Raw genomic sequence first — 17,187 nt, 5'->3', positions numbered from 1 at the left:
GCCTGTCGCCCCTGCGGTCCGTCTGGCGGACAGCGAACACCGCATGTCGCGCCGATGACGTGAACCTTGCGTACCGGTATCTGCGGGCCACCGTGCCGGTACGGCGCCCCGCGCACTCGCCGGTCACCTGCCGCCCGGCGGTTTCCGCGGCGGCGGGGGAGGCGGTGGCGGCGGCCCGTCGTCCGGCCGCGCCGGGGGCCCGTTCCCGTTCCGCGGCCCGGGCGCCTGCCGGGGGCCGCGTGGCGGCGGCCCGACCGGCCGTACGACGGTGGGGGCGCCGTGGACGTCCCCCGGGGCGGGGGGCTCGTCGTCCGACCGCGTGCCGGACTCCGGCGGCCCGGGCGCGGCATCGGTGGCCCGTTCCGCCCCGGGAGGCCGCGCGTCCTCCGGCTCCCGCAGCTCGTCCGGAACCCGGAGGTACGGGTTGGTACCCGGGTTGGGCGGCCGATACGGCGTCCGGGGCGCGTAGGGCCCGGCCCCGGCCTGCCCGGCTGCGCCCTCGTGCGCGCTCTCCTGGGGCCTGCCCCCGGCCTCGGCCTGCCCGGCTCCGGCCTGGTGCGCGCTCTCCTGGGGCCTGCGCCCGGTCTCCGACTGTCCTGCCCCGGACCCGGCCCAGCGCCCGGTCTCCGGTTGTCCTGTTCCGGGATCGGCCCAGCGCCTGGTCTCCGGCTGTCCTGCCCCTGCCCGCGCGTCGGACCACGTCCCGGTCCCGGTCCCGTACTCGGGCCGGCCCCTGCCCGGGAGGTCCGCCCGTCGGGCGACGCCCCCGGCCTCGTGATCCGCCCACCCCGCGCCCGACCGGCCCTCGGCGTCACCGACGCCGGCCGGTCCGGCCGCCCGGGCCCATGGCGTGGCCCGGCGCCCCGCTGTCCCGCAGCCCCACGCGAGGAGTGCCCCCGTAGCCCCGGCCGCCGCGCCCCAGGCCGCCCCCAGCAGCACGGCCATGGCGAGGCGGCCGTGCAGTTCGATGCCCGCTCCGAACGCGTCGAAGCCGAGGACGGACAGGGACGCGCTCGCGGAGACGTCCGTCAGCCAGGCCAGCAGCGGCAGAGCCGACGCGGTGGCGACACCCAGCCACAGCGCACACCGCCCCGCGAAACCGAGGGCGCGTTCTCCCGCCCCGACCGGCGTCCGCACCCCCGCCAGCACGCCCGCGAGCAGCATCATCGACGCCGCGGCCACCCCCAGCAGCCACACTCGAGAGTCCAGCTCGGCCAGCCGGCCCAGCGTCACCGAGCCGTCCGAGCCGGCACCGAGCAGGTCGTCCAGCGGGTCGGGCAGAAACCGGGTCAGTTCGCCCGTCGCGCGTCCGTCCCACGGCACGAACAGACCGAGCGGCACCCCCAGCCACACCCCGTTCGGCGCCCCGAGCAACGCAGCACCGGCGATGCGCCGGGGATGGTCGTCGCCGACCGCCGCGTACACCGCCGCCGCGCACCCCGCCGCCACCGCCACCAGCAGCACCGTCACCACCGCGGACACGGCCGGCCGCACGACCCGGTGCACGGCCTCCCAGCCCCGCGGCAGCGGCGTACGACGTGAGGCCAGCAGGGCGATGAGGAGGATCCCGGCCGACCAGCCGAACCCGCCGAGCAGGGTCGGGACGGTGTCGACCGTGAAGCCGACCGCGGCCTGCGCGTCGACCAGGTCGCCCAGCCGGTCCGGCAGCAGCCCCCCGACGTCCCCCAGCCCCGGGATCTCGGCACCCCCGCTCCCGCCGGTCACGTCGTCCAGCCCGAGCGATCCCCCGTCGATCGTGATGACGTCGTGCCCCGCCCACGCCAGTCCGCCCAGCATCGCCACGAACAGCGCCACCACCGACCCGGCCCGCGCGAGCAGTTCGGCCGGTGCGATCACAACTCCCGCTCCGCGCAGGGACCGCAGGAAGAACCACGACAGCAGCACCGCTCCGACCAGGCTGACGCCCAGTGGCGTGATCTCGATGGCCGTGTCCGCCTCAGCGCCCGACAGGCCGAACACGGACACATCACCGGACGGCGAGACCGAACCACCCGCCCCGAGCGCCACCACCGCAGCGGTCATCGGCCCCGACGAGCCCGCCGCGTCCGCCTCCAGCAGCCGCAGCCCCAGCGCCGCCGTCCCCGCCATCCCGATCAACGCCCAGCTCACGGCGGCCACGGCGGACATCAGCACGTCCCCCCAGGGCACGCGCGCGTGCCCCTTCGCCGTCCCGGCCTCTCCAGCAGCGCCCATGGCAGACCCCCCGATCCGCTACGCGGCGGGAACACCCACGCATGTCCCCCTCGCGACGAAATACCACTCTCCGGGCCGTTTTCAACCCCGTCAACGGAATCGGCCGATGCGTCCGACGGCGGTTGTCACAAGGCCCGACTTTCGGTCAGGGGGCCGCTCCTGAAATAGTTCCCCCCGATGTTCGACATCCCTAGACTCCCCATGTCGGGGGTAACTCGGGGGACAACTCAGTGGGGCATGGAGTGCCGGAACTCGTACTGGAATCAAACGGACGTACCTGGACGCTCGATCCGTCCAGGGCATACACCCTCGGACGTGATCCGCAGGGGGACGTCGTCTTCGACGACGCCAGGGTCTCCTGGCGTCACGCCACGGTCAGCTTCAACGGCCGCAGTTGGGTCATCGAGGACCACGGCAGCACCAACGGCACGTTCGTGCAGGGGCAGCGCATCCACCAGCTGGAGCTGGGCCCGGGCTCGGCCGTCAACCTGGGCAACGCGACCGACGGTCCGCGCCTGAACCTGTCCGGCGCCGCGGCCTCCGTGGCCACGCCGCAGGCCCAGCCGCAGCAGCAGCCGTACGCCGCGCAGGGCGCGAACCCCGGCTGGGGTCAGCAGGCCCCGGCCCAGCAGCCGCCGCATCAACAGCCGCAGCAGCAGGCCCCGCAGGCCGGCTGGCAGCAGCCGCAGCAGGCCGCGGCGCACATTCCGCAGCAGCAGGGTTCCGGCGGTGTCGCGGGGGCGTCGCCGGTCCACGGGGACCGCAGCCCGACCACGTTCCACCAGTTCTCGCTCGGCCGCGTCATACGCATCGGCCGTGCCCTGGAGAACGAACTGGTCGTCTCCGACCTGCAGGTCTCCCGGCACCACGCCGAGTTCCACGCGACGCCCGACGGGCGCATGGAGATCCGTGACCTCGGCTCCCACAACGGCACCTACGTCAACGGCCAGCCGATCGCCAAGGGCGGCTCGCAGCTGCTCGGCCCGGCGGACGTCGTCGGCGTCGGCCACTCGACGTTCCGCATCGTGGGCGACCGGCTCGAGGAGTTCGTCGACACCGGTGAGGTCTCCTTCTCCGCCCGCCATCTGACCGTCACGGTCGACGGCGGCAAGCAGATCCTCAAGGACGTCTCCTTCGGTGTCCCGGAAAAGTCGCTGATCGCGGTCATCGGCCCGTCCGGCTCCGGCAAGTCGACCCTGCTCAAGGCGCTCACCGGCTACCGCCCCGCCAACCAGGGCGAGGTGCTCTACGACAACCGGAACCTCTACAAGCAGTTCGCCGAGCTCCGCCAGCGCATCGGTCTGGTCCCGCAGGACGACATCCTGCACAAGGAGCTGACGGTCAAGAAGGCCCTCAAGTACGCGGCCAAGCTGCGCTTCCCCGCCGACACCACGGCGGCCGAGCGCGAGGCCCGCATCGACGAGGTGCTGCGCGAGCTCAAGCTCGACATCCACAAGGACAAGAAGGTCACGTCCCTGTCCGGCGGCCAGCGCAAGCGCGTCTCGGTCGCCCTGGAGCTGCTCACCAAGCCGTCGCTGATCTTCCTGGACGAGCCGACCTCCGGCCTCGACCCGGGCATGGACCGCGACGTCATGCAGCTGCTGCGCGGCCTGGCCGACGACGGCCGTACGGTCCTCGTCGTCACGCACTCGGTGGCCGAGCTGGCCATCTGCGACAAGCTGCTGGTGATGGCGCCGGGCGGCTCGGTCGCCTACTTCGGCCCGCCCGAGGAGGCGCTGAACTTCTTCGGCTACGACACCTGGGCCGATGTCTTCTCCGCCTTCGAGAACTACCGCGACTACGACTGGGCGGGCCGCTGGAAGGGCTCACAGCACTACCAGATGTACGCCGCGGACATCGACGCCGTCGCGCCGCAGTCCGTACAGGTTCCGCCCATGCAGGCGATGAAGCCGCCGAAGCCGCAGGGCTGGATGTCCCAGTTCGTCACGCTGGTCCGGCGCTATGTGTCGGTGATCGCCTCCGACAAGGGCTTCCTGGCGCTGATGGTGATCCTGCCGGCCGTGCTCGGCGCGGTCAGCCTGCTCATCGACGCGGACAAGGGCCTGCTGCCGAACCCGGCGAATCCGCAGACCGGCCGGATCATCCCGAACGGCACGGCGACCACGGTCCTGCTGATCCTCGCGGTCGGCGCCTGCTTCGCGGGCGCGGCGAACTCCGTCCGAGAACTGATCAAGGAACGCGTCATCTACGAGCGGGAGCGCGCCACCGGCCTCTCGCGCTCCGCGTACCTGATGTCGAAGGTGTTCGTGCTCGGCATGATCACCGTGCTCCAGGGCCTGCTCGTCGGCGTCATCGGTTTCTCCAGCCGGGAGATTCCCGAGGAGGGCCTGGTCTTCGGCAGCGCCACACTGCTGGAGCTGTCCGTGCCGATCATGGCGCTGGGCTTCACCTCGATGATGTTCGGCCTGATCATCTCCTCGCTGGTGAAGACCGCCGAGAAGACCATGCCGCTGCTGGTGATGTTCGCCATCATCCAGGTGGTGTTCACCGGCTGTCTGTTCACGCTGCACGGCTCGATCGGCGTCAACCAGTTCTCGTTCCTGATGCCGTCGCGCTGGGCGGTCGCCGCCTCCGGTGCCACGCTGGACTTCAACAAGATCAGCCCGCCCGAGACGGCCGGCGACACCGACCCGTTGTGGGAGCACACGGCCGGGGCCTGGGCCATGGACATGGGCGCGCTCCTGGTTCTCGGCGTGATCTGCGGATTCTTCGTGGCCCGCTTCCTGCGCCGCCACGAGCCGGAGGTCATGCGCAAGTAGTGCCCGCTCCGCGAGCCCGAAGGGCGGCACCCCGTCAGGTGGGTGCCGCCCTTCGGCGTTCCGTTCAGCGAAGCAGAGAGGTCCGCGCAGGCCTCAGTACGCGCTGTTGACGTTGTCCATCGAGCCGTACTTGTCGGCCGCGTAGTTGCAGGCGGCGGTGATGTTGGCGACCGGGTCGTAGATGTCCCAGGAGGTGCCGGGGACGTGCCAGGTCTTGAAGGTCGGCGGGATGACCTGCAGCAGACCCTTCGACGGGATGCCGTTGATGGCGTTGATGTCCCAGTTGTTGATCGCCTTCGGGTTACCCGAGGACTCCCGCATGATGTTGCGGTGGATGCCGTCGTAGGACGCGGGGATGTCGTGCTTCTTCAGGATGTCGAGCGACTCGCGGATCCAGCCGTCGAGGTTGTTCGGGTAGCTCTTGACCGCGGCCTTCTTCTTGGCCGCGGCACGCTTGGCGGCGCGGCTCGCGGCCTCCTTGGCCTGACGCTCGGCCTCGGCCTTCTTCTTCGCCGCCTCGGCGGCGGCCTTCTTCTTGGCGGCGGCCGCGGCGTCGGCCTTCTTCTTGGCCGCGATCTGCTCGGCCTTCAGGCTGGCGCCGGCCATCTGGTCCGTGACGCTCGCCTTGACGTCCTTGATCTGCTGGGTGCTGTACGCCACCGCAGCCGGCTGAGCGGCCTCGGTCGTGGTCTTCGTCGAGGCGCCGCTCGGCACCGCGGAGAACCCGATGGCGGCGGCACCGAGGGTGGCGACACCGGCCATGGCGATCTTGTGGTGACGGGTCAGGCTACGACTCTGAACACGGCTGAAGATGTTCTTGGGCATGCTGCGTGGGACCTCTTCGAATAGCGCGGGAGTCGCTCGGCGTCCGGCGTTGGACTCGGTGTGTTTCCGACACAAACGCCGCGGAGGTGAACCCACGGCGCTGAGCGACGTCAGCAATTCTTAGCGGCCGCAAAATGGCGAGGCAAAGGTGTGACGTACGAAAGGAGATAGTGGATCAGGGAGGGGTAAATCGGGGCAGATTGGACCGTATGCGCCGCTCAAAAGGGGCGACTTTGTCTCCTACGTCCTTTCGTACGTGACGTGGGTCCTATGCGAGGGCTCACATCGCCCCTAGATCATTCTCACGTCCCGTTGCACGAGCGATGCTCTGTGTGAGGCCTTTTCACGGCAGCACGAGATGCACGTCCCCGAACTCGTGCCACAGATAGCGCCCTTGCAGTGCGGCCTCGTACCCCCGCTCGACCGCAGTCCGCCCCGCGACCGCCTCCAGCATCAGCAGATGCGAGGCCTCCGGCTCGTGCAGCCCGGTCAGCAGCCCGTCCACCACCCGCACCCCGCGTTCCGGCGTCACGCCGAGGTCCGTCCACCCCGCACGCGCGCGTACGGCCCCGTCGGTGCCCACCGCCGACTCCACCGCCCGCACCGCGGTCGTCCCCACCGCCACGACCCGGCCCCCACCGGCCCGCGCCGCATTGATCAGCCGCGCGGACGCCTCCGGCACCGCGAAACGCTCCGGGTAGGGCGGCTCGTGCGCCTCCGCCGAGGCCACCCCCGTGTGCAGCGTCACCGGCGCGAACTGCACCCCCCTGCTCACCAGCTCCGCCACCAGCCGCGCCGTGAAGGGCCGCGCCGCGCTCGGCATCTCCGCACTGCCCGTCCCGTCCGCCGACGGCAGCGCGAACACCGTCTGGTAGACGGACAGCGGCTGGTCCCGCTCCGTATAGGCGTAGCGAATGGGCCGCCCGTGCTCCCGCAGCAGCCCCGGCACCCCCGGCCCGGACACCCGCGCCCACCACAGCCGGTCGCCCCGCCCGCTCAGCGGCTCCTCCAGAACCAGCCCCACACCTCCCGGCAGGCGCACCTCCGTGCCCGCGGGCCCGCCCGCACGCGCGCGCGTGGTGCCCCGCCCGTCGGGCTCCCGCAGCTCCACCGCCCAGCGGCCGTCGTCCCCACGGGTGGAGAAGTGCACCACCACGCGCGCGTGCCCCGACCGTCCGTCCACGGCCGCCGCCAGCGTGGCCGAGGTGTTGACCACCAGCAGATCCCCGGCCCGCAGCAGCCGCGGCAGCTCCGTGAACGTGTGATGCGCCACCTCCTCACCCCGCGACACCAGCAGCCGTACGGCGTCCCGCTCCAGCCCCGGGCCCCGCTGCTCGACCGGCACCCGCGCCGACAGTTCCTCCGGTACCCGCACCGCCAGAGTCATCGCGCTCCGTCCAGCAGCGCCGGAGCCCCGTACCGCCCGCTCGCCGGACGCTCCTCCAGCAGCCGCAGGAACCCCGGCACCACGGCCGCCGGCTCCGGCCGCGGCTCCGGGTCGTCCGGCACGGCCGCCGCGTACAGCTCCGTGGCCATGTCCCCGGGATCCACCGCCCACACCCGCAGCCCCGGCTCCTCCACGGCGAGCACGGCCACCAGCTGGTCCAGGGCCGCCTTGGACGCCCCGTAGCCGCCCCAGGTCTCGTACGCCCCGGCCGCCGCGTCCGAGCTGACCGCGATGACGGCGCCGGCCCGCGCGGCCCGCAGCAACGGCAGCGCCTCCTGGACCAGGCCCAGCCCCGCCACCAGGTTCACCTCCAGCGCCCGGCGCAGCCCCTCCAGGGGCAGCTCCTCCAGCCTGACCAGCGGCTCCGCGCCCAGCGCGCTCGCGTTGTGCACCAGCAGGTCGACCCCGCCCAGCCGCCAGGCCGCCGCCACCAGCTCCGCCCGGTGACCGGGGTCGGTGACGTCCCCCGGCAGGGCGGTCACCCGCGTGCCGTGCGCGGAAAGGGCTTCGGCCGTGTCCGCCAGCGTCTCGGCACCCCTGGCGTCGAGCACCAGATCCCAGCCCCGCCCGGCCAGGGCCTCGGCCAGGGCACGGCCCAGGCCCTTCGAGGCCCCGGTGATGATCGCAACCGGCATGATCAGCTCCCTCGTCGTGATCGCGTGCCCTCAACCTAGGAACGGGGCCGCCCGGGCCGCCTCGGACGCGGGCCGCACTCCACCGGGTCCCTTCGCCGTAGGCCCCGGGCCCGGCGCCCTGAGACCTCGGCATCAACCGGCTCTCGGCCCCGCGACCTAGTCCCACCGACCGGGGGCCCCGCAGCCACCGGTCCGATCCGCACGGTCACCGCCCGCCGGTACCGTGAGGTCATGAGTCACGGCCCCCGGTCCGGCCTCGCCGCGGTGAGTTCCGCGCTGCTGGCCATGAGCAGGCACCTCGAGGTGCGCGACGTCCTCAAGACGATCGTCGCCTCGGCCCGCGAGCTGCTCGACGCGCAGTACGCGGCCCTCGGCGTCCCGGACGACCACGGCGGCTTCGCCCAGTTCGTGGTGGACGGCGTCAGCGAGGAGGAGTGGAAGGCCATCGGCCCCCTCCCGCGGCAGCACGGCATCCTCGCCGCCATGCTCCACGAGGCCAGGGCCGAGCGCCTGGCGGACGTCCGCAAGGACCCCCGCTTCGAGGGCTGGCCCAAGGCCCACCCCGACCTCGTCGACTTCCTCGGCCTGCCGATCCGCGACGGCGACGAGGTCATCGGAGCCCTCTTCCTGGCCAACAAGAACTGCGAGCGCCCCCAGGGCGGCTGCGGCTTCACCGAGGACGACGAGGAACTGCTCGGCATCCTCGCCCAGCACGCCGCCATCGCCCTCACCAACGCCCGCCTCTACGAACGCAGCCGCGAGCTCACCATCGCGGAGGAGCGCTCCCGCCTCGCCCACGAACTGCACGACGCGGTCAGCCAGAAGCTGTTCTCCCTGCGCCTGACCGCCCAGGCCGCGGCCCGCCTGGTGGACCGCGACCCCTCCCGCGCCAAGGGCGAACTCCAGCAGGTGGCCGCCCTGGCCGCCGAGGCCGCCGACGAACTGCGCGCCGCCGTCGTCGAGTTGCGCCCCGCCGCCCTCGACGAGGACGGCCTCGTCGCGACCCTCCGCACCCAGATCCAGGTGCTCGACCGCGCCCACAGCGCCCGTGTCACCTTCTCCGGCCACGGAGTGAAGGCCCTGCCCGCCTCCCAGGAGGAAGCCCTCCTGCGCGTGGCCCAGGAAGCCCTGCACAACGCCCTGCGCCACTCCGGCGCGGACCACGTCGACGTGACCCTGGACCGCCGCGGCAACGGCGCCGTCCTGCGGATCACGGACGACGGCGGCGGCTTCGACCCGAGCGCGGTCCGCCGCGCGGGGCGCCACCTCGGCCTGGTGTCGATGCGGGACCGGGCCGCCGGCGCCGGCGGCACGCTGACGGTGGAATCGGCGCCCGGGAAGGGCACCGTGATCGAGATGGAGGTCCCCGGTGGCTGACGCAATCAGGGTGCTGCTCGTCGACGACCACCAGGTCGTCCGCCGGGGCCTGCGCACCTTCCTGGAAGTGCAGGACGACATCGAGGTCGTCGGCGAGGCGGCGGACGGTGCCGAAGGAGTCGACCACGCCGAGGAGTTGAAGCCCGACGTCATCCTCATGGACGTCAAGATGCCGGGCATGGACGGCGTCGACGCCCTGCGCAGGCTCCGCGAGCTGGGCAACCCCGCCCGCGTGCTGGTCGTCACCAGCTTCACCGAACAGCGCACGGTGGTCCCGGCCCTGCGCGCCGGCGCCGCGGGCTACGTGTACAAGGACGTCGACCCCGACGCCCTCGCCGGAGCCATCCGCTCGGTCCACGCCGGGCACATCCTCCTCCAGCCGGAGGTCGCCGGCGCCCTGTTGGCGCAGGAGGAGACCAGCGCGGGCACCACGAGGGCCGGTTCACTCACCGAGCGGGAGCGCGAGGTCCTCGGACTCATAGCGGACGGCCGCTCCAACCGGGAGATCGCCCGCGCCCTCGTCCTCTCCGAGAAGACGGTCAAGACCCACGTCTCCAACATCCTGATGAAGCTGGACCTCTCCGACCGGACACAGGCCGCGCTGTGGGCCGTTCGCCATGGCGTGACCGGCTGACCCGCCCGCCCCGCGGCCACACGGAAGGTTGCGTTCCGAACCGAGATTCATACTGTCGTGGGAACGTCCCCCATATGGCGCAACCTCCGTGGATCTCCACCGTTCTCAGTGCGTGCTGCGGCGCCTGCCGCGGCAATCGCAAGGAGGGCTCAGAAGTGAAGAACCTGAAGAAGGCAGCGGCCGTGACGATGGTGACGGGTGGCCTGCTGGCCGCCGGGGCGGGCATGGCCTCCGCCACCAGCGCGCACGCCGACGGCCAGGCCGTGGGCTCCCCGGGCGTCGGCTCGGGCAACGTCGTCCAGGCCCCGGTGCACGTCCCGGTCAACGTGTCCGGCAACAGCGTGAACGTCGTGGGCGTCCTGAACCCGGCGTTCGGCAACCTCGCCGTCAACCACTGACACGCCACCTCCGTCTCCGGGCCGGAGGCACCCCCGGCCTCCCGGCCCCACCCGGGAGGCCGCTCGGCGTCACGGTCCGGCCCAGGACCCAGCACCCGCGCCGAGCACCACACAAGGAACCGTCACCGCACCCCCCGCTCCCGCTCCTCCACAACGGAGTTGTACGCCGCGACCTGCGCCCGCCGAGCCGTCCGCTCCACCGGCCGCAACGCCTCCCGCCGCGCAGAGATCTCGGACGAACTCACCGCACCCCCGTGCCCACTCTCCGTCGCCACGGCGATGAGCGTCCCCACCCGCTGCGCCAGCTCCAGCACCCGGACCGCCCGCGGCGGATACCCCGGCGCCAGAACCTCCCGCCCCCGCTCGGCCCGCGCCCGGTACGCGTCGACCGCCGCCTCCGCCACCGGCCCCGAGCCGGCCACGTCCAGCCGCGTCAACGCCTCGGTCGCCTCCCGCAGGGCCTCCGCCAGCTCCCGCTCCGCCTCACCCAGCGACGGCACATCCGCGGGCGGCGCCTCCCGCACGGGCAGCACATGCCACACCACCTCGTCCCGCACATGCTCGGGCCCGGCCTCGTACACGTCCGGCACCAGCCCGTAGGCCGCCCCGTGACAGACCACCGCCTCCTCGGCCTCCAGCGCCCGCGCGTTGAACTCCGGCGGCCCGCTCAGCCCCAGCGGATGCCCCGGTGCGGGCAGCGCCACCCGCAGCCCGCTCACCCCGAGCGTCCGCAGCCGCCCGAGCGCGAGCGTCAGACCGACCTGCCCCGACTCGTCCGGCAGCCCCTCCACCCGGTGCACCGCGTCCGTGCCGACGATGGCCAGCACGGCGTCATCCGGCGAGACAAGCCCGGCCAAAAGGGCATTTCCCCAAGCTGCGAGACGTCCAGCACGTGGTTCCGAAAGCATGCCTCCACCCTAGGACCCTCCAAGGACCGGACCGAGGGAATGCCCCGGCCGGCCGGTGGCGTAGATTTCATGGAGGGCTGCGCCCACCGGCGCGGCGGACCGAGCCACAGGCTTACGCGACAGCCGAGACCGGCCACACTGCAAGGGGAGACAACGCGCTCATGAGCGATGTTCTGGAGCTTCAGGACGTATCCGTGGTCCGTGAGGGCCGGGCTCTGGTGGACCAGGTCTCCTGGTCGGTCAAGGAGGGTGAGCGCTGGGTCATCCTGGGCCCGAACGGCGCCGGCAAGACCACCCTCCTCAACCTCGCTTCCACCTACCTCTTCCCCAGCTCGGGCACCGCCACCATCCTCGGCGAGACCCTCGGCAAGCCCGGCTCCGACGTCTTCGAGCTGCGCCCCCGCATCGGCGTGGCCGGCATCGCCATGGCCGAGAAGCTCCCCAAGCGCCAGACCGTCCTGGAGACGGTCCTGACCGCCGCGTACGGCATGACCGCCACCTGGCACGAGGACTACGAGGAGATCGACGAGCAGCGTGCCCGGGCCTTCCTCGACCGCCTCGGCATGAGCGACTACCTGGACCGCAGGTTCGGCACGCTCTCCGAGGGCGAGCGCAAGCGCACCCTGATCGCCCGCGCCCTCATGACCGACCCCGAGCTGCTCCTCCTCGACGAGCCCGCCGCCGGCCTCGACCTCGGCGGCCGCGAGGACCTCGTCCGCCGTCTCGGCCGCCTCGCCCTGGACCCGATCGCCCCCTCGATGCTCATGGTCACCCACCACGTCGAGGAGATCCCCCCGGGCTTCACCCACGTCCTCATGATCCGCCAGGGCAAGGTTCTCGCCGCCGGCCCGCTGGAGCTCGAACTCACCTCCCGCAACCTCTCCCTCTGCTTCGGCCTGCCGCTCGTCGTCGAACAGGCGGGCGAGCGCTGGACCGCGCAGGGCCTCCCGCTCTCCTGAAGCGGGGCGTCCGCCCCACAAATCCCCGAGCAAGAAGGGGATTTCACATCACGGGCGCCCTGTCGTCGACGGGGCCCGCGGACCTACCATGACCGCGTGGACATCGACGCATGGCTGTGGTGGCTGATCGGCGCGACAGCGCTAGGCATCGCGCTCGTGGTGACCGCCATGCCCGAACTGGGCATGCTGGCGGTGGGCGCCGTCGCCGCTGCGGTCGTCACCGGCGTCTTCGGCGGCGGAGCCGTCGCCCAGGTCGTGGTCTTCGCCGTCATCTCGACCGCGGGTATCGCCGTCGTCCGGCCCATCGCGAACCGGCACCGCGCCCAGCGCCCCCAACTCGCCACCGGCGTCGACGCGTTGAAGGGCAGACAAGCCGTCGTCCTGGAACGCGTCGACGGCACCGGCGGCCGGATCAAACTCGCCGGCGAGGTCTGGTCGGCCCGCGCCCTCGACACCGGCCACGCTTTCGAAGTGGGCCAGGAAGTGGATGTCGTGGACATCGAAGGAGCCACCGCGATCGTCATGTGACCTCGCAGGACGTAACCGGAGCGGAACTCCTCGCCAGCAACGCGACGGTCTGTCAGACTCGACCAGCAAGATCTTCGACAACCATAAGATCTGCCGAAGACGCCGCAGCGGAGAAGGGACACGGGGAACGACGATGGAACCGGTCATCATCGTCCTGATCATTCTGGTGGTGTTGGTCTTCATCGCCCTGATCAAGACGATCCAAGTCATCCCACAGGCCAGTGCGGCCATCGTCGAGCGCTTCGGGCGCTACACGCGGACACTCAACGCGGGCCTCAACATCGTCGTCCCGTTCATCGACACCATCCGCAACCGCATCGATCTGCGTGAACAGGTCGTCCCGTTCCCGCCGCAGCCGGTGATCACCCAGGACAACCTGGTCGTCAACATCGACACCGTCATCTACTACCAGGTCACCGACGCCCGGGCCGCGACGTACGAAGTCGCCAGCTACATCCAGGCGATCGAGCAGCTCACCGTCACCACTCTCCGCAACATCATCGGTGGGATGGACCTGGAGCGGACCCTGACCTCCCGCGAGGAGATCAACGCGGCCCTGCGCGGCGTCCTCGACGAGGCCACCGGCAAGTGGGGCATCCGCGTCAACCGCGTCGAGCTGAAGGCGATCGAACCGCCCACCTCCATCCAGGACTCGATGGAGAAGCAGATGCGCGCCGACCGGGACAAGCGCGCCGCGATCCTCCAGGCCGAAGGTGTCCGCCAGTCCGAGATCCTGCGCGCCGAAGGTGAGAAGCAGTCCCAGATCCTGCGCGCCGAGGGTGAGGCCAAGGCCGCGGCCCTGCGCGCCGAGGGCGAGGCCCAGGCCGTCCGCACGGTCTTCGAGGCCATCCACGCCGGCGACCCGGACCAGAAGCTCCTCTCCTACCAGTACCTCCAGATGCTCCCCAAGATCGCCGAGGGCGACGCCAACAAGCTCTGGATCGTCCCCAGCGAAATCGGCGACGCCCTCAAGGGCCTCTCCGGCGCCATGGGCAACTTCGGCGGCATCGGCGGGGGTTCAGGCGGCAACGGCGGCGCGACCGGAGCAAGCGTCCCCGCCCAGGAGCGCCGCGAGAAGCCGCACATCGACTGACAGCACCCCCAACGCAACGTTCCCCGCGCCCCTGCTTGTCAGGGGCGCGGGGAACTGCTTCTTGTCAGGGGCGCGGGGAACTGCGCGAACAACCTCACTCAACCCCCGGCCGACGAAGCACCAAGGCCCCGCGGCCGGTCACGCCGCGTCCAGCGCCAGCCAATCCGGCAGCGCCGCAAGGTCATCCTGAGCCAGAGCCAACAGCATCGCATCGGCCGGTGTCGGCTCGAACGGCTCCCGAAGCAGCGGCATACCCGCCTCGACAGGCGTCCGGTTCGCCTTCCGGTGATTGTCCTGCGCACACGAGGCCACCGTGTTCAGCCACGTGTCCTGACCACCCTGCGACCGCGGCACCACGTGGTCCACGGTCGTCGCCCGCCTCCCGCAGTACGCGCACCGGTGCCGGTCCCTCACCAGCACACCCCGCCTCGACCACGGAGCTCGTCTTCGGAACGGCACCCGTACGTACTGGCAGAGCCTGATCACCCGGGGCACCGGTATGTCGACCGCGGCTCCCCGCATCCGCAGTTCGGGGTGGGCCTGCTCGACGACGGCCTTGTCCTGAAGCACCAGAACGACGGCTCGGTTCAACGTCACCGTCGACAGCGGCTCGAAGCTCGCGTTCAGTACCAGCGTGTCCCGCATACCAGCCCACCTCCCGTGCACCGGCCCACCCCCTGGCGGGCTGGGATCAACTCTGGCCGGGCACGCCGAGATGGACAACGCAATATCTGCTGGTCCCACGAGGGGTGACCCCCGCGACCCCCGGCAACAAAAATGCCCGCTCCTGATCAATTCCAAGACCAGGAGCGGGCAAACGTTCCGTGAACGCCGGGATAGCGGCGACTGTGCTCAGCCTTCGGCGGGCACCTCGTACTCGCCGATCAGCTGGGCCCGCCCGATCGTGTGGAACCGCAGATTGAAGCCGACCGCCGCGGGCGACGCGTCGGCGTCCGGACCGAGCTTCTCCTCATCCACGGCGTACACCGTGAACACGTAGCGGTGCGGCCCGTCCCCGGGCGGCGGAGCGGCCCCGCCGAACTCCTTGTCGCCGTAGTCGTTGCGCGCGTGGATCGCACCCTCCGGCAGACCGTCGAACTTGCCACTGCCGGCACCCACCGGCAGCTCGGTCACCGACGCCGGGATGTCGAACAGCACCCAGTGCCAGAAACCGCTGCCCGTCGGGGCGTCGGGGTCGTAGCAGGTCACGGCGAAGCTCTTGGTCTCGGGCGGGAAACCCTCCCACCGCAGATGCGGCGAAGTGTTGCCGGCCGCGTGGACCTGAGCGTCCTTGAGCGTCGCGCCTTCCTCGATGTCCTCGCTCGTCACCGTGAACGACGCGACGGGCGGATGGAAGTCGTGGGGGAGCGGCCGCCGCTTGAGCTCGGTCACCTCGGTACCTCCTGATCGTTTCGTGCAGTCGCCCCCGAGCCTAGAACCAGTTGCGCTTGCTGCCGACCTCGGACAGCCACTGGTTCAGGTACGCGGTCCAGTCCGTCCCCTGGTAGTCGTTCAGACCCACCTGGAAAGAGCGGAAGGTGTCGCTGCCCTCGCTGAACAGCCCCGGCTTCTTGTCCATCTCCAGCACCACGTCCATGGCGTTCTGGTCGGCCACGAAGCTCAGCTCGACCTGGTTCAGCCCCCGGTACTGCTGCGGAGGGTAGAACTCGATCTCCTGGTAGAACGGCAGCCGCTGCCGCGTACCCCGGATCACACCGCGCTCCATGTCCGCGTTCTTGAACCGGAAGCCCAGCTGGATGAACGCGTCCAGGATCGCCTTCTGCGCCGGCAGCGGGTGCACGTTGACCGGGTCCAGGTCACCGGAGTCCACCGCACGCGCGATCTCCAGCTCGGTCGACACCCCGATGTTCATGCCGCGCAGCGCCTGACCGTCGATCATCGTGATCGGCGTCTCCCACGGGATCTCGAGACCGAACTGCACCGCGTGCACCGCGCCCGCCTGCAGCTCGAACGCACCGCCCAGCCGTGACTTCGTGAACTCGATGTCCTGCTTGTACTCCTGGTCGCCGCTCTCCACCTCGACCTTGGCCTGCAGCCCGACCGAGAGTCCCTCGATCTGCTGGTTGACGGAGCCGCCCTGGATCCGCACCTCACCCTGGACGACACCGCCCGGGACGACGTTGACCTCGTGCAGCACCGTCTCGACCGAAGCCCCGCCGGCCCCCAGGCTCGCGAGCAGCTTCTTGAACGCCATGTCTCTCCCTCTCGCCCACAACGGGTGGATCCTTGATCCATACAAACGCGATCCGGCCGTGGCCGGTTCCAAGCCTCACCCTGGCAAGGGCGGGGCCCAACGGCCACCCCGCGGCACCACTCATCTCCAGTACCCTCGGACGGCATGATCGCGACCCCTGACCGTACGCCCCTGTCCAGGGAGTTCTTCGACCGACCCGTCCTCGATGTCGCCCCCGATCTCCTCGGCCGCATCCTGGTACGCAGCACCCCGGACGGTCCGATCGCCCTCCGCCTCACCGAGGTAGAGGCCTACGACGGGGAGAACGACCCCGGCTCCCACGCCTACCGCGGCCGCACGGCCCGCAATAGCGTGATGTTCGGCCCGCCCGGACACGTGTACGTCTACTTCACCTATGGCATGTGGTTCTGTATGAACCTGGTCTGTGGACCCGAGGGGAAGGCGAGCGCGCTCCTGCTGCGCGCCGGCGAGATCATCGAGGGGGCCGAGCTGGCCCGCACCCGTCGACTCTCGGCCCGCAACGACAAGGAACTGGCCAAAGGCCCGGCCCGGCTGGCCACCGCACTGAACGTGGACCGTTCGCTTGACGGCACGGACGCGTGCACCCCGGGAGACACCCCGCTCCGCATGCTGACCGGCACGCCCGTGCCCTCCGACCAGGTACTCAGCGGGCCCAGGACGGGAGTCGGCGGCGACGGTGCCGTGCACCCTTGGCGCTTCTGGGTCGCCAACGACCCGACGGTGAGCCCGTACCGGGCCCACGTCCCGAGGCGCCGCCGAAGTTGACGCGCTCCGCCGAGGTGCGTAATGTAGCCCGAGCCGCTGAACCGGGTATGGCGATCGCCAGCAGCCGGAAGCGGCCAAACCAACTACCTAGCGACTCCCCTCAGCAGGGGCGAATTCGGCGTGCCCGCATGCCCGAATTCGATTGCCGACAGACTCGATTATGAGTTGGACGGGGAATCCGCTAACGTAGTGAATGTCGAAAGGCCGACGAGCGAAAGCCCGGGGCCGAACGGCAAATCCCACCGACTGGGAATCGGATCGAAACGGATCTGATAGAGTCGGAAACGCAAGATCGAAGGGAAGCGCCCGGAGGAAAGCCCGAGAGGGTGAGTACAAAGGAAGCGACCGTTCCTTGAGAACTCAACAGCGTGCCAAAAGTCAACGCCAG

16 protein-coding genes are annotated in these 17,187 nt (G+C 71.0%); 8 read left to right on the top strand and 8 right to left on the bottom strand.

All coding sequences use genetic code 11. From position 1 onward, the window contains the following. Positions 1-123: 123 nt before the first annotated feature. Positions 124-2,214 carry a streptophobe family protein gene (locus ACFZDI_RS27325; protein ID WP_391253933.1) on the bottom strand — a complete coding sequence of 697 codons (2,091 nt, stop codon included), beginning with the start codon at positions 2,212-2,214 and terminating at the stop codon, positions 124-126. A 242-nt stretch (positions 2,215-2,456) separates the two neighbouring features. On the opposite strand from ACFZDI_RS27325, the gene ACFZDI_RS27320 reads away from it, so the two are divergent. Further along, complete coding sequence (locus ACFZDI_RS27320) at positions 2,457-4,994, top strand: FHA domain-containing protein (protein ID WP_361115741.1); 2,538 nt, start codon at positions 2,457-2,459, stop codon at positions 4,992-4,994. Between the two features lie 93 nt (positions 4,995-5,087). Here the strand turns inward: ACFZDI_RS27320 and ACFZDI_RS27315 are convergent, their stop codons facing one another. The 3 genes from ACFZDI_RS27315 to ACFZDI_RS27305 form a co-directional block, all read right to left on the bottom strand. Further along, complete coding sequence (locus tag ACFZDI_RS27315; RefSeq protein WP_234850259.1) at positions 5,088-5,819, bottom strand: transglycosylase SLT domain-containing protein; 732 nt, start codon at positions 5,817-5,819, stop codon at positions 5,088-5,090. 343 nt (positions 5,820-6,162) lie between these two features. After that, complete coding sequence (locus tag ACFZDI_RS27310; RefSeq protein ID WP_391253931.1) at positions 6,163-7,206, bottom strand: S-adenosylmethionine:tRNA ribosyltransferase-isomerase; 1,044 nt, start codon at positions 7,204-7,206, stop codon at positions 6,163-6,165. Then, positions 7,203-7,901, bottom strand: a complete 699-nt coding sequence (locus ACFZDI_RS27305; RefSeq protein WP_234850257.1) for an SDR family oxidoreductase — start codon at positions 7,899-7,901, stop codon at positions 7,203-7,205. Before ACFZDI_RS27305 ends, ACFZDI_RS27310 begins: the two co-directional genes overlap by 4 nt. A gap of 231 nt (positions 7,902-8,132) precedes the next feature. On the opposite strand from ACFZDI_RS27305, the gene ACFZDI_RS27300 reads away from it, so the two are divergent. From ACFZDI_RS27300 to ACFZDI_RS27290, 3 genes are all read left to right on the top strand, one after another. Next, on the top strand, positions 8,133-9,278 hold the full coding sequence (locus ACFZDI_RS27300) for a GAF domain-containing protein (protein WP_391253929.1): 1,146 nt from the start codon (positions 8,133-8,135) through the stop codon (positions 9,276-9,278). Further along, positions 9,271-9,912: a response regulator transcription factor gene (locus ACFZDI_RS27295; RefSeq protein WP_234850255.1), complete on the top strand. Its 642-nt coding sequence runs from the start codon at positions 9,271-9,273 to the stop codon at positions 9,910-9,912. The genes ACFZDI_RS27300 and ACFZDI_RS27295 overlap by 8 nt, the downstream gene beginning before the upstream one ends. A 155-nt stretch (positions 9,913-10,067) precedes the next feature. Further along, positions 10,068-10,310 carry a chaplin gene (locus ACFZDI_RS27290; protein ID WP_190897712.1) on the top strand — a complete coding sequence of 81 codons (243 nt, stop codon included), beginning with the start codon at positions 10,068-10,070 and terminating at the stop codon, positions 10,308-10,310. Between the two features lie 122 nt (positions 10,311-10,432). Here the strand turns inward: ACFZDI_RS27290 and ACFZDI_RS27285 are convergent, their stop codons facing one another. Continuing rightward, positions 10,433-11,218 carry a hypothetical protein gene (locus ACFZDI_RS27285; protein ID WP_391253926.1) on the bottom strand — a complete coding sequence of 262 codons (786 nt, stop codon included), beginning with the start codon at positions 11,216-11,218 and terminating at the stop codon, positions 10,433-10,435. A gap of 161 nt (positions 11,219-11,379) precedes the next feature. On the opposite strand from ACFZDI_RS27285, the gene ACFZDI_RS27280 reads away from it, so the two are divergent. From ACFZDI_RS27280 to ACFZDI_RS27270, 3 genes are all read left to right on the top strand, one after another. Beyond that, positions 11,380-12,177, top strand: a complete 798-nt coding sequence (locus ACFZDI_RS27280) for an ABC transporter ATP-binding protein (RefSeq protein WP_234850253.1) — start codon at positions 11,380-11,382, stop codon at positions 12,175-12,177. A gap of 96 nt (positions 12,178-12,273) precedes the next feature. Further along, complete coding sequence (locus tag ACFZDI_RS27275) at positions 12,274-12,705, top strand: NfeD family protein (RefSeq protein ID WP_234850252.1); 432 nt, start codon at positions 12,274-12,276, stop codon at positions 12,703-12,705. Between the two features lie 133 nt (positions 12,706-12,838). Then, positions 12,839-13,798, top strand: coding sequence for an SPFH domain-containing protein (locus ACFZDI_RS27270; RefSeq protein WP_234850251.1), 960 nt, complete (start codon positions 12,839-12,841; stop codon positions 13,796-13,798). 138 nt (positions 13,799-13,936) lie between these two features. On the opposite strand, the gene ACFZDI_RS27265 is transcribed toward ACFZDI_RS27270, so the two are convergent. The 3 genes from ACFZDI_RS27265 to ACFZDI_RS27255 form a co-directional block, all read right to left on the bottom strand. After that, positions 13,937-14,443, bottom strand: a complete 507-nt coding sequence (locus ACFZDI_RS27265) for an HNH endonuclease (protein ID WP_391253923.1) — start codon at positions 14,441-14,443, stop codon at positions 13,937-13,939. Between the two features lie 207 nt (positions 14,444-14,650). After that, positions 14,651-15,190: a YbhB/YbcL family Raf kinase inhibitor-like protein gene (locus tag ACFZDI_RS27260; protein WP_234850250.1), complete on the bottom strand. Its 540-nt coding sequence runs from the start codon at positions 15,188-15,190 to the stop codon at positions 14,651-14,653. 40 nt (positions 15,191-15,230) lie between these two features. Next, the gene (locus tag ACFZDI_RS27255; RefSeq protein WP_234850249.1) at positions 15,231-16,013 is read right to left on the bottom strand and encodes a sporulation protein; all 783 of its coding nucleotides are present in this window, start codon (positions 16,011-16,013) and stop codon (positions 15,231-15,233) included. Positions 16,014-16,157: 144 nt separating this feature from the next. Here ACFZDI_RS27255 and ACFZDI_RS27250 point away from each other — a divergent pair, with 144 nt between their 5' ends. Further along, positions 16,158-16,799 carry a DNA-3-methyladenine glycosylase gene (locus ACFZDI_RS27250; protein WP_391253920.1) on the top strand — a complete coding sequence of 214 codons (642 nt, stop codon included), beginning with the start codon at positions 16,158-16,160 and terminating at the stop codon, positions 16,797-16,799. Positions 16,800-17,187 lie beyond the last annotated feature (388 nt).

Origin of the sequence: Streptomyces sp. NPDC007907 (assembly GCF_042959365.1) — a bacterium.
Lineage (GTDB): Bacteria > Actinomycetota > Actinomycetes > Streptomycetales > Streptomycetaceae > Streptomyces > Streptomyces indiaensis.
The sequence above is the reverse complement of the archived record's forward strand: the minus strand, read 5'-3'. Positions and strand labels throughout refer to the sequence as shown.

What these genes read in the sequence shown, in the direction of transcription:
- ACFZDI_RS27270 (WP_234850251.1), top strand. Translation starts at nt 12,839, where the DNA reads ATGGAACCGGTCATCATCGTCCTGATCATTCTGGTGGTGTTGGTCTTC.
- ACFZDI_RS27325 (WP_391253933.1), bottom strand. Translation starts at nt 2,214, where the DNA reads ATGGGCGCTGCTGGAGAGGCCGGGACGGCGAAGGGGCACGCGCGCGTG.
- ACFZDI_RS27255 (WP_234850249.1), bottom strand. Translation starts at nt 16,013, where the DNA reads ATGGCGTTCAAGAAGCTGCTCGCGAGCCTGGGGGCCGGCGGGGCTTCG.
- ACFZDI_RS27300 (WP_391253929.1), top strand. Translation starts at nt 8,133, where the DNA reads ATGAGTCACGGCCCCCGGTCCGGCCTCGCCGCGGTGAGTTCCGCGCTG.
- ACFZDI_RS27285 (WP_391253926.1), bottom strand. Translation starts at nt 11,218, where the DNA reads ATGCTTTCGGAACCACGTGCTGGACGTCTCGCAGCTTGGGGAAATGCC.
- ACFZDI_RS27250 (WP_391253920.1), top strand. Translation starts at nt 16,158, where the DNA reads ATGATCGCGACCCCTGACCGTACGCCCCTGTCCAGGGAGTTCTTCGAC.
- ACFZDI_RS27305 (WP_234850257.1), bottom strand. Translation starts at nt 7,901, where the DNA reads ATGCCGGTTGCGATCATCACCGGGGCCTCGAAGGGCCTGGGCCGTGCC.
- ACFZDI_RS27265 (WP_391253923.1), bottom strand. Translation starts at nt 14,443, where the DNA reads ATGCGGGACACGCTGGTACTGAACGCGAGCTTCGAGCCGCTGTCGACG.
- ACFZDI_RS27310 (WP_391253931.1), bottom strand. Translation starts at nt 7,206, where the DNA reads ATGACTCTGGCGGTGCGGGTACCGGAGGAACTGTCGGCGCGGGTGCCG.
- ACFZDI_RS27315 (WP_234850259.1), bottom strand. Translation starts at nt 5,819, where the DNA reads ATGCCCAAGAACATCTTCAGCCGTGTTCAGAGTCGTAGCCTGACCCGT.
- ACFZDI_RS27280 (WP_234850253.1), top strand. Translation starts at nt 11,380, where the DNA reads ATGAGCGATGTTCTGGAGCTTCAGGACGTATCCGTGGTCCGTGAGGGC.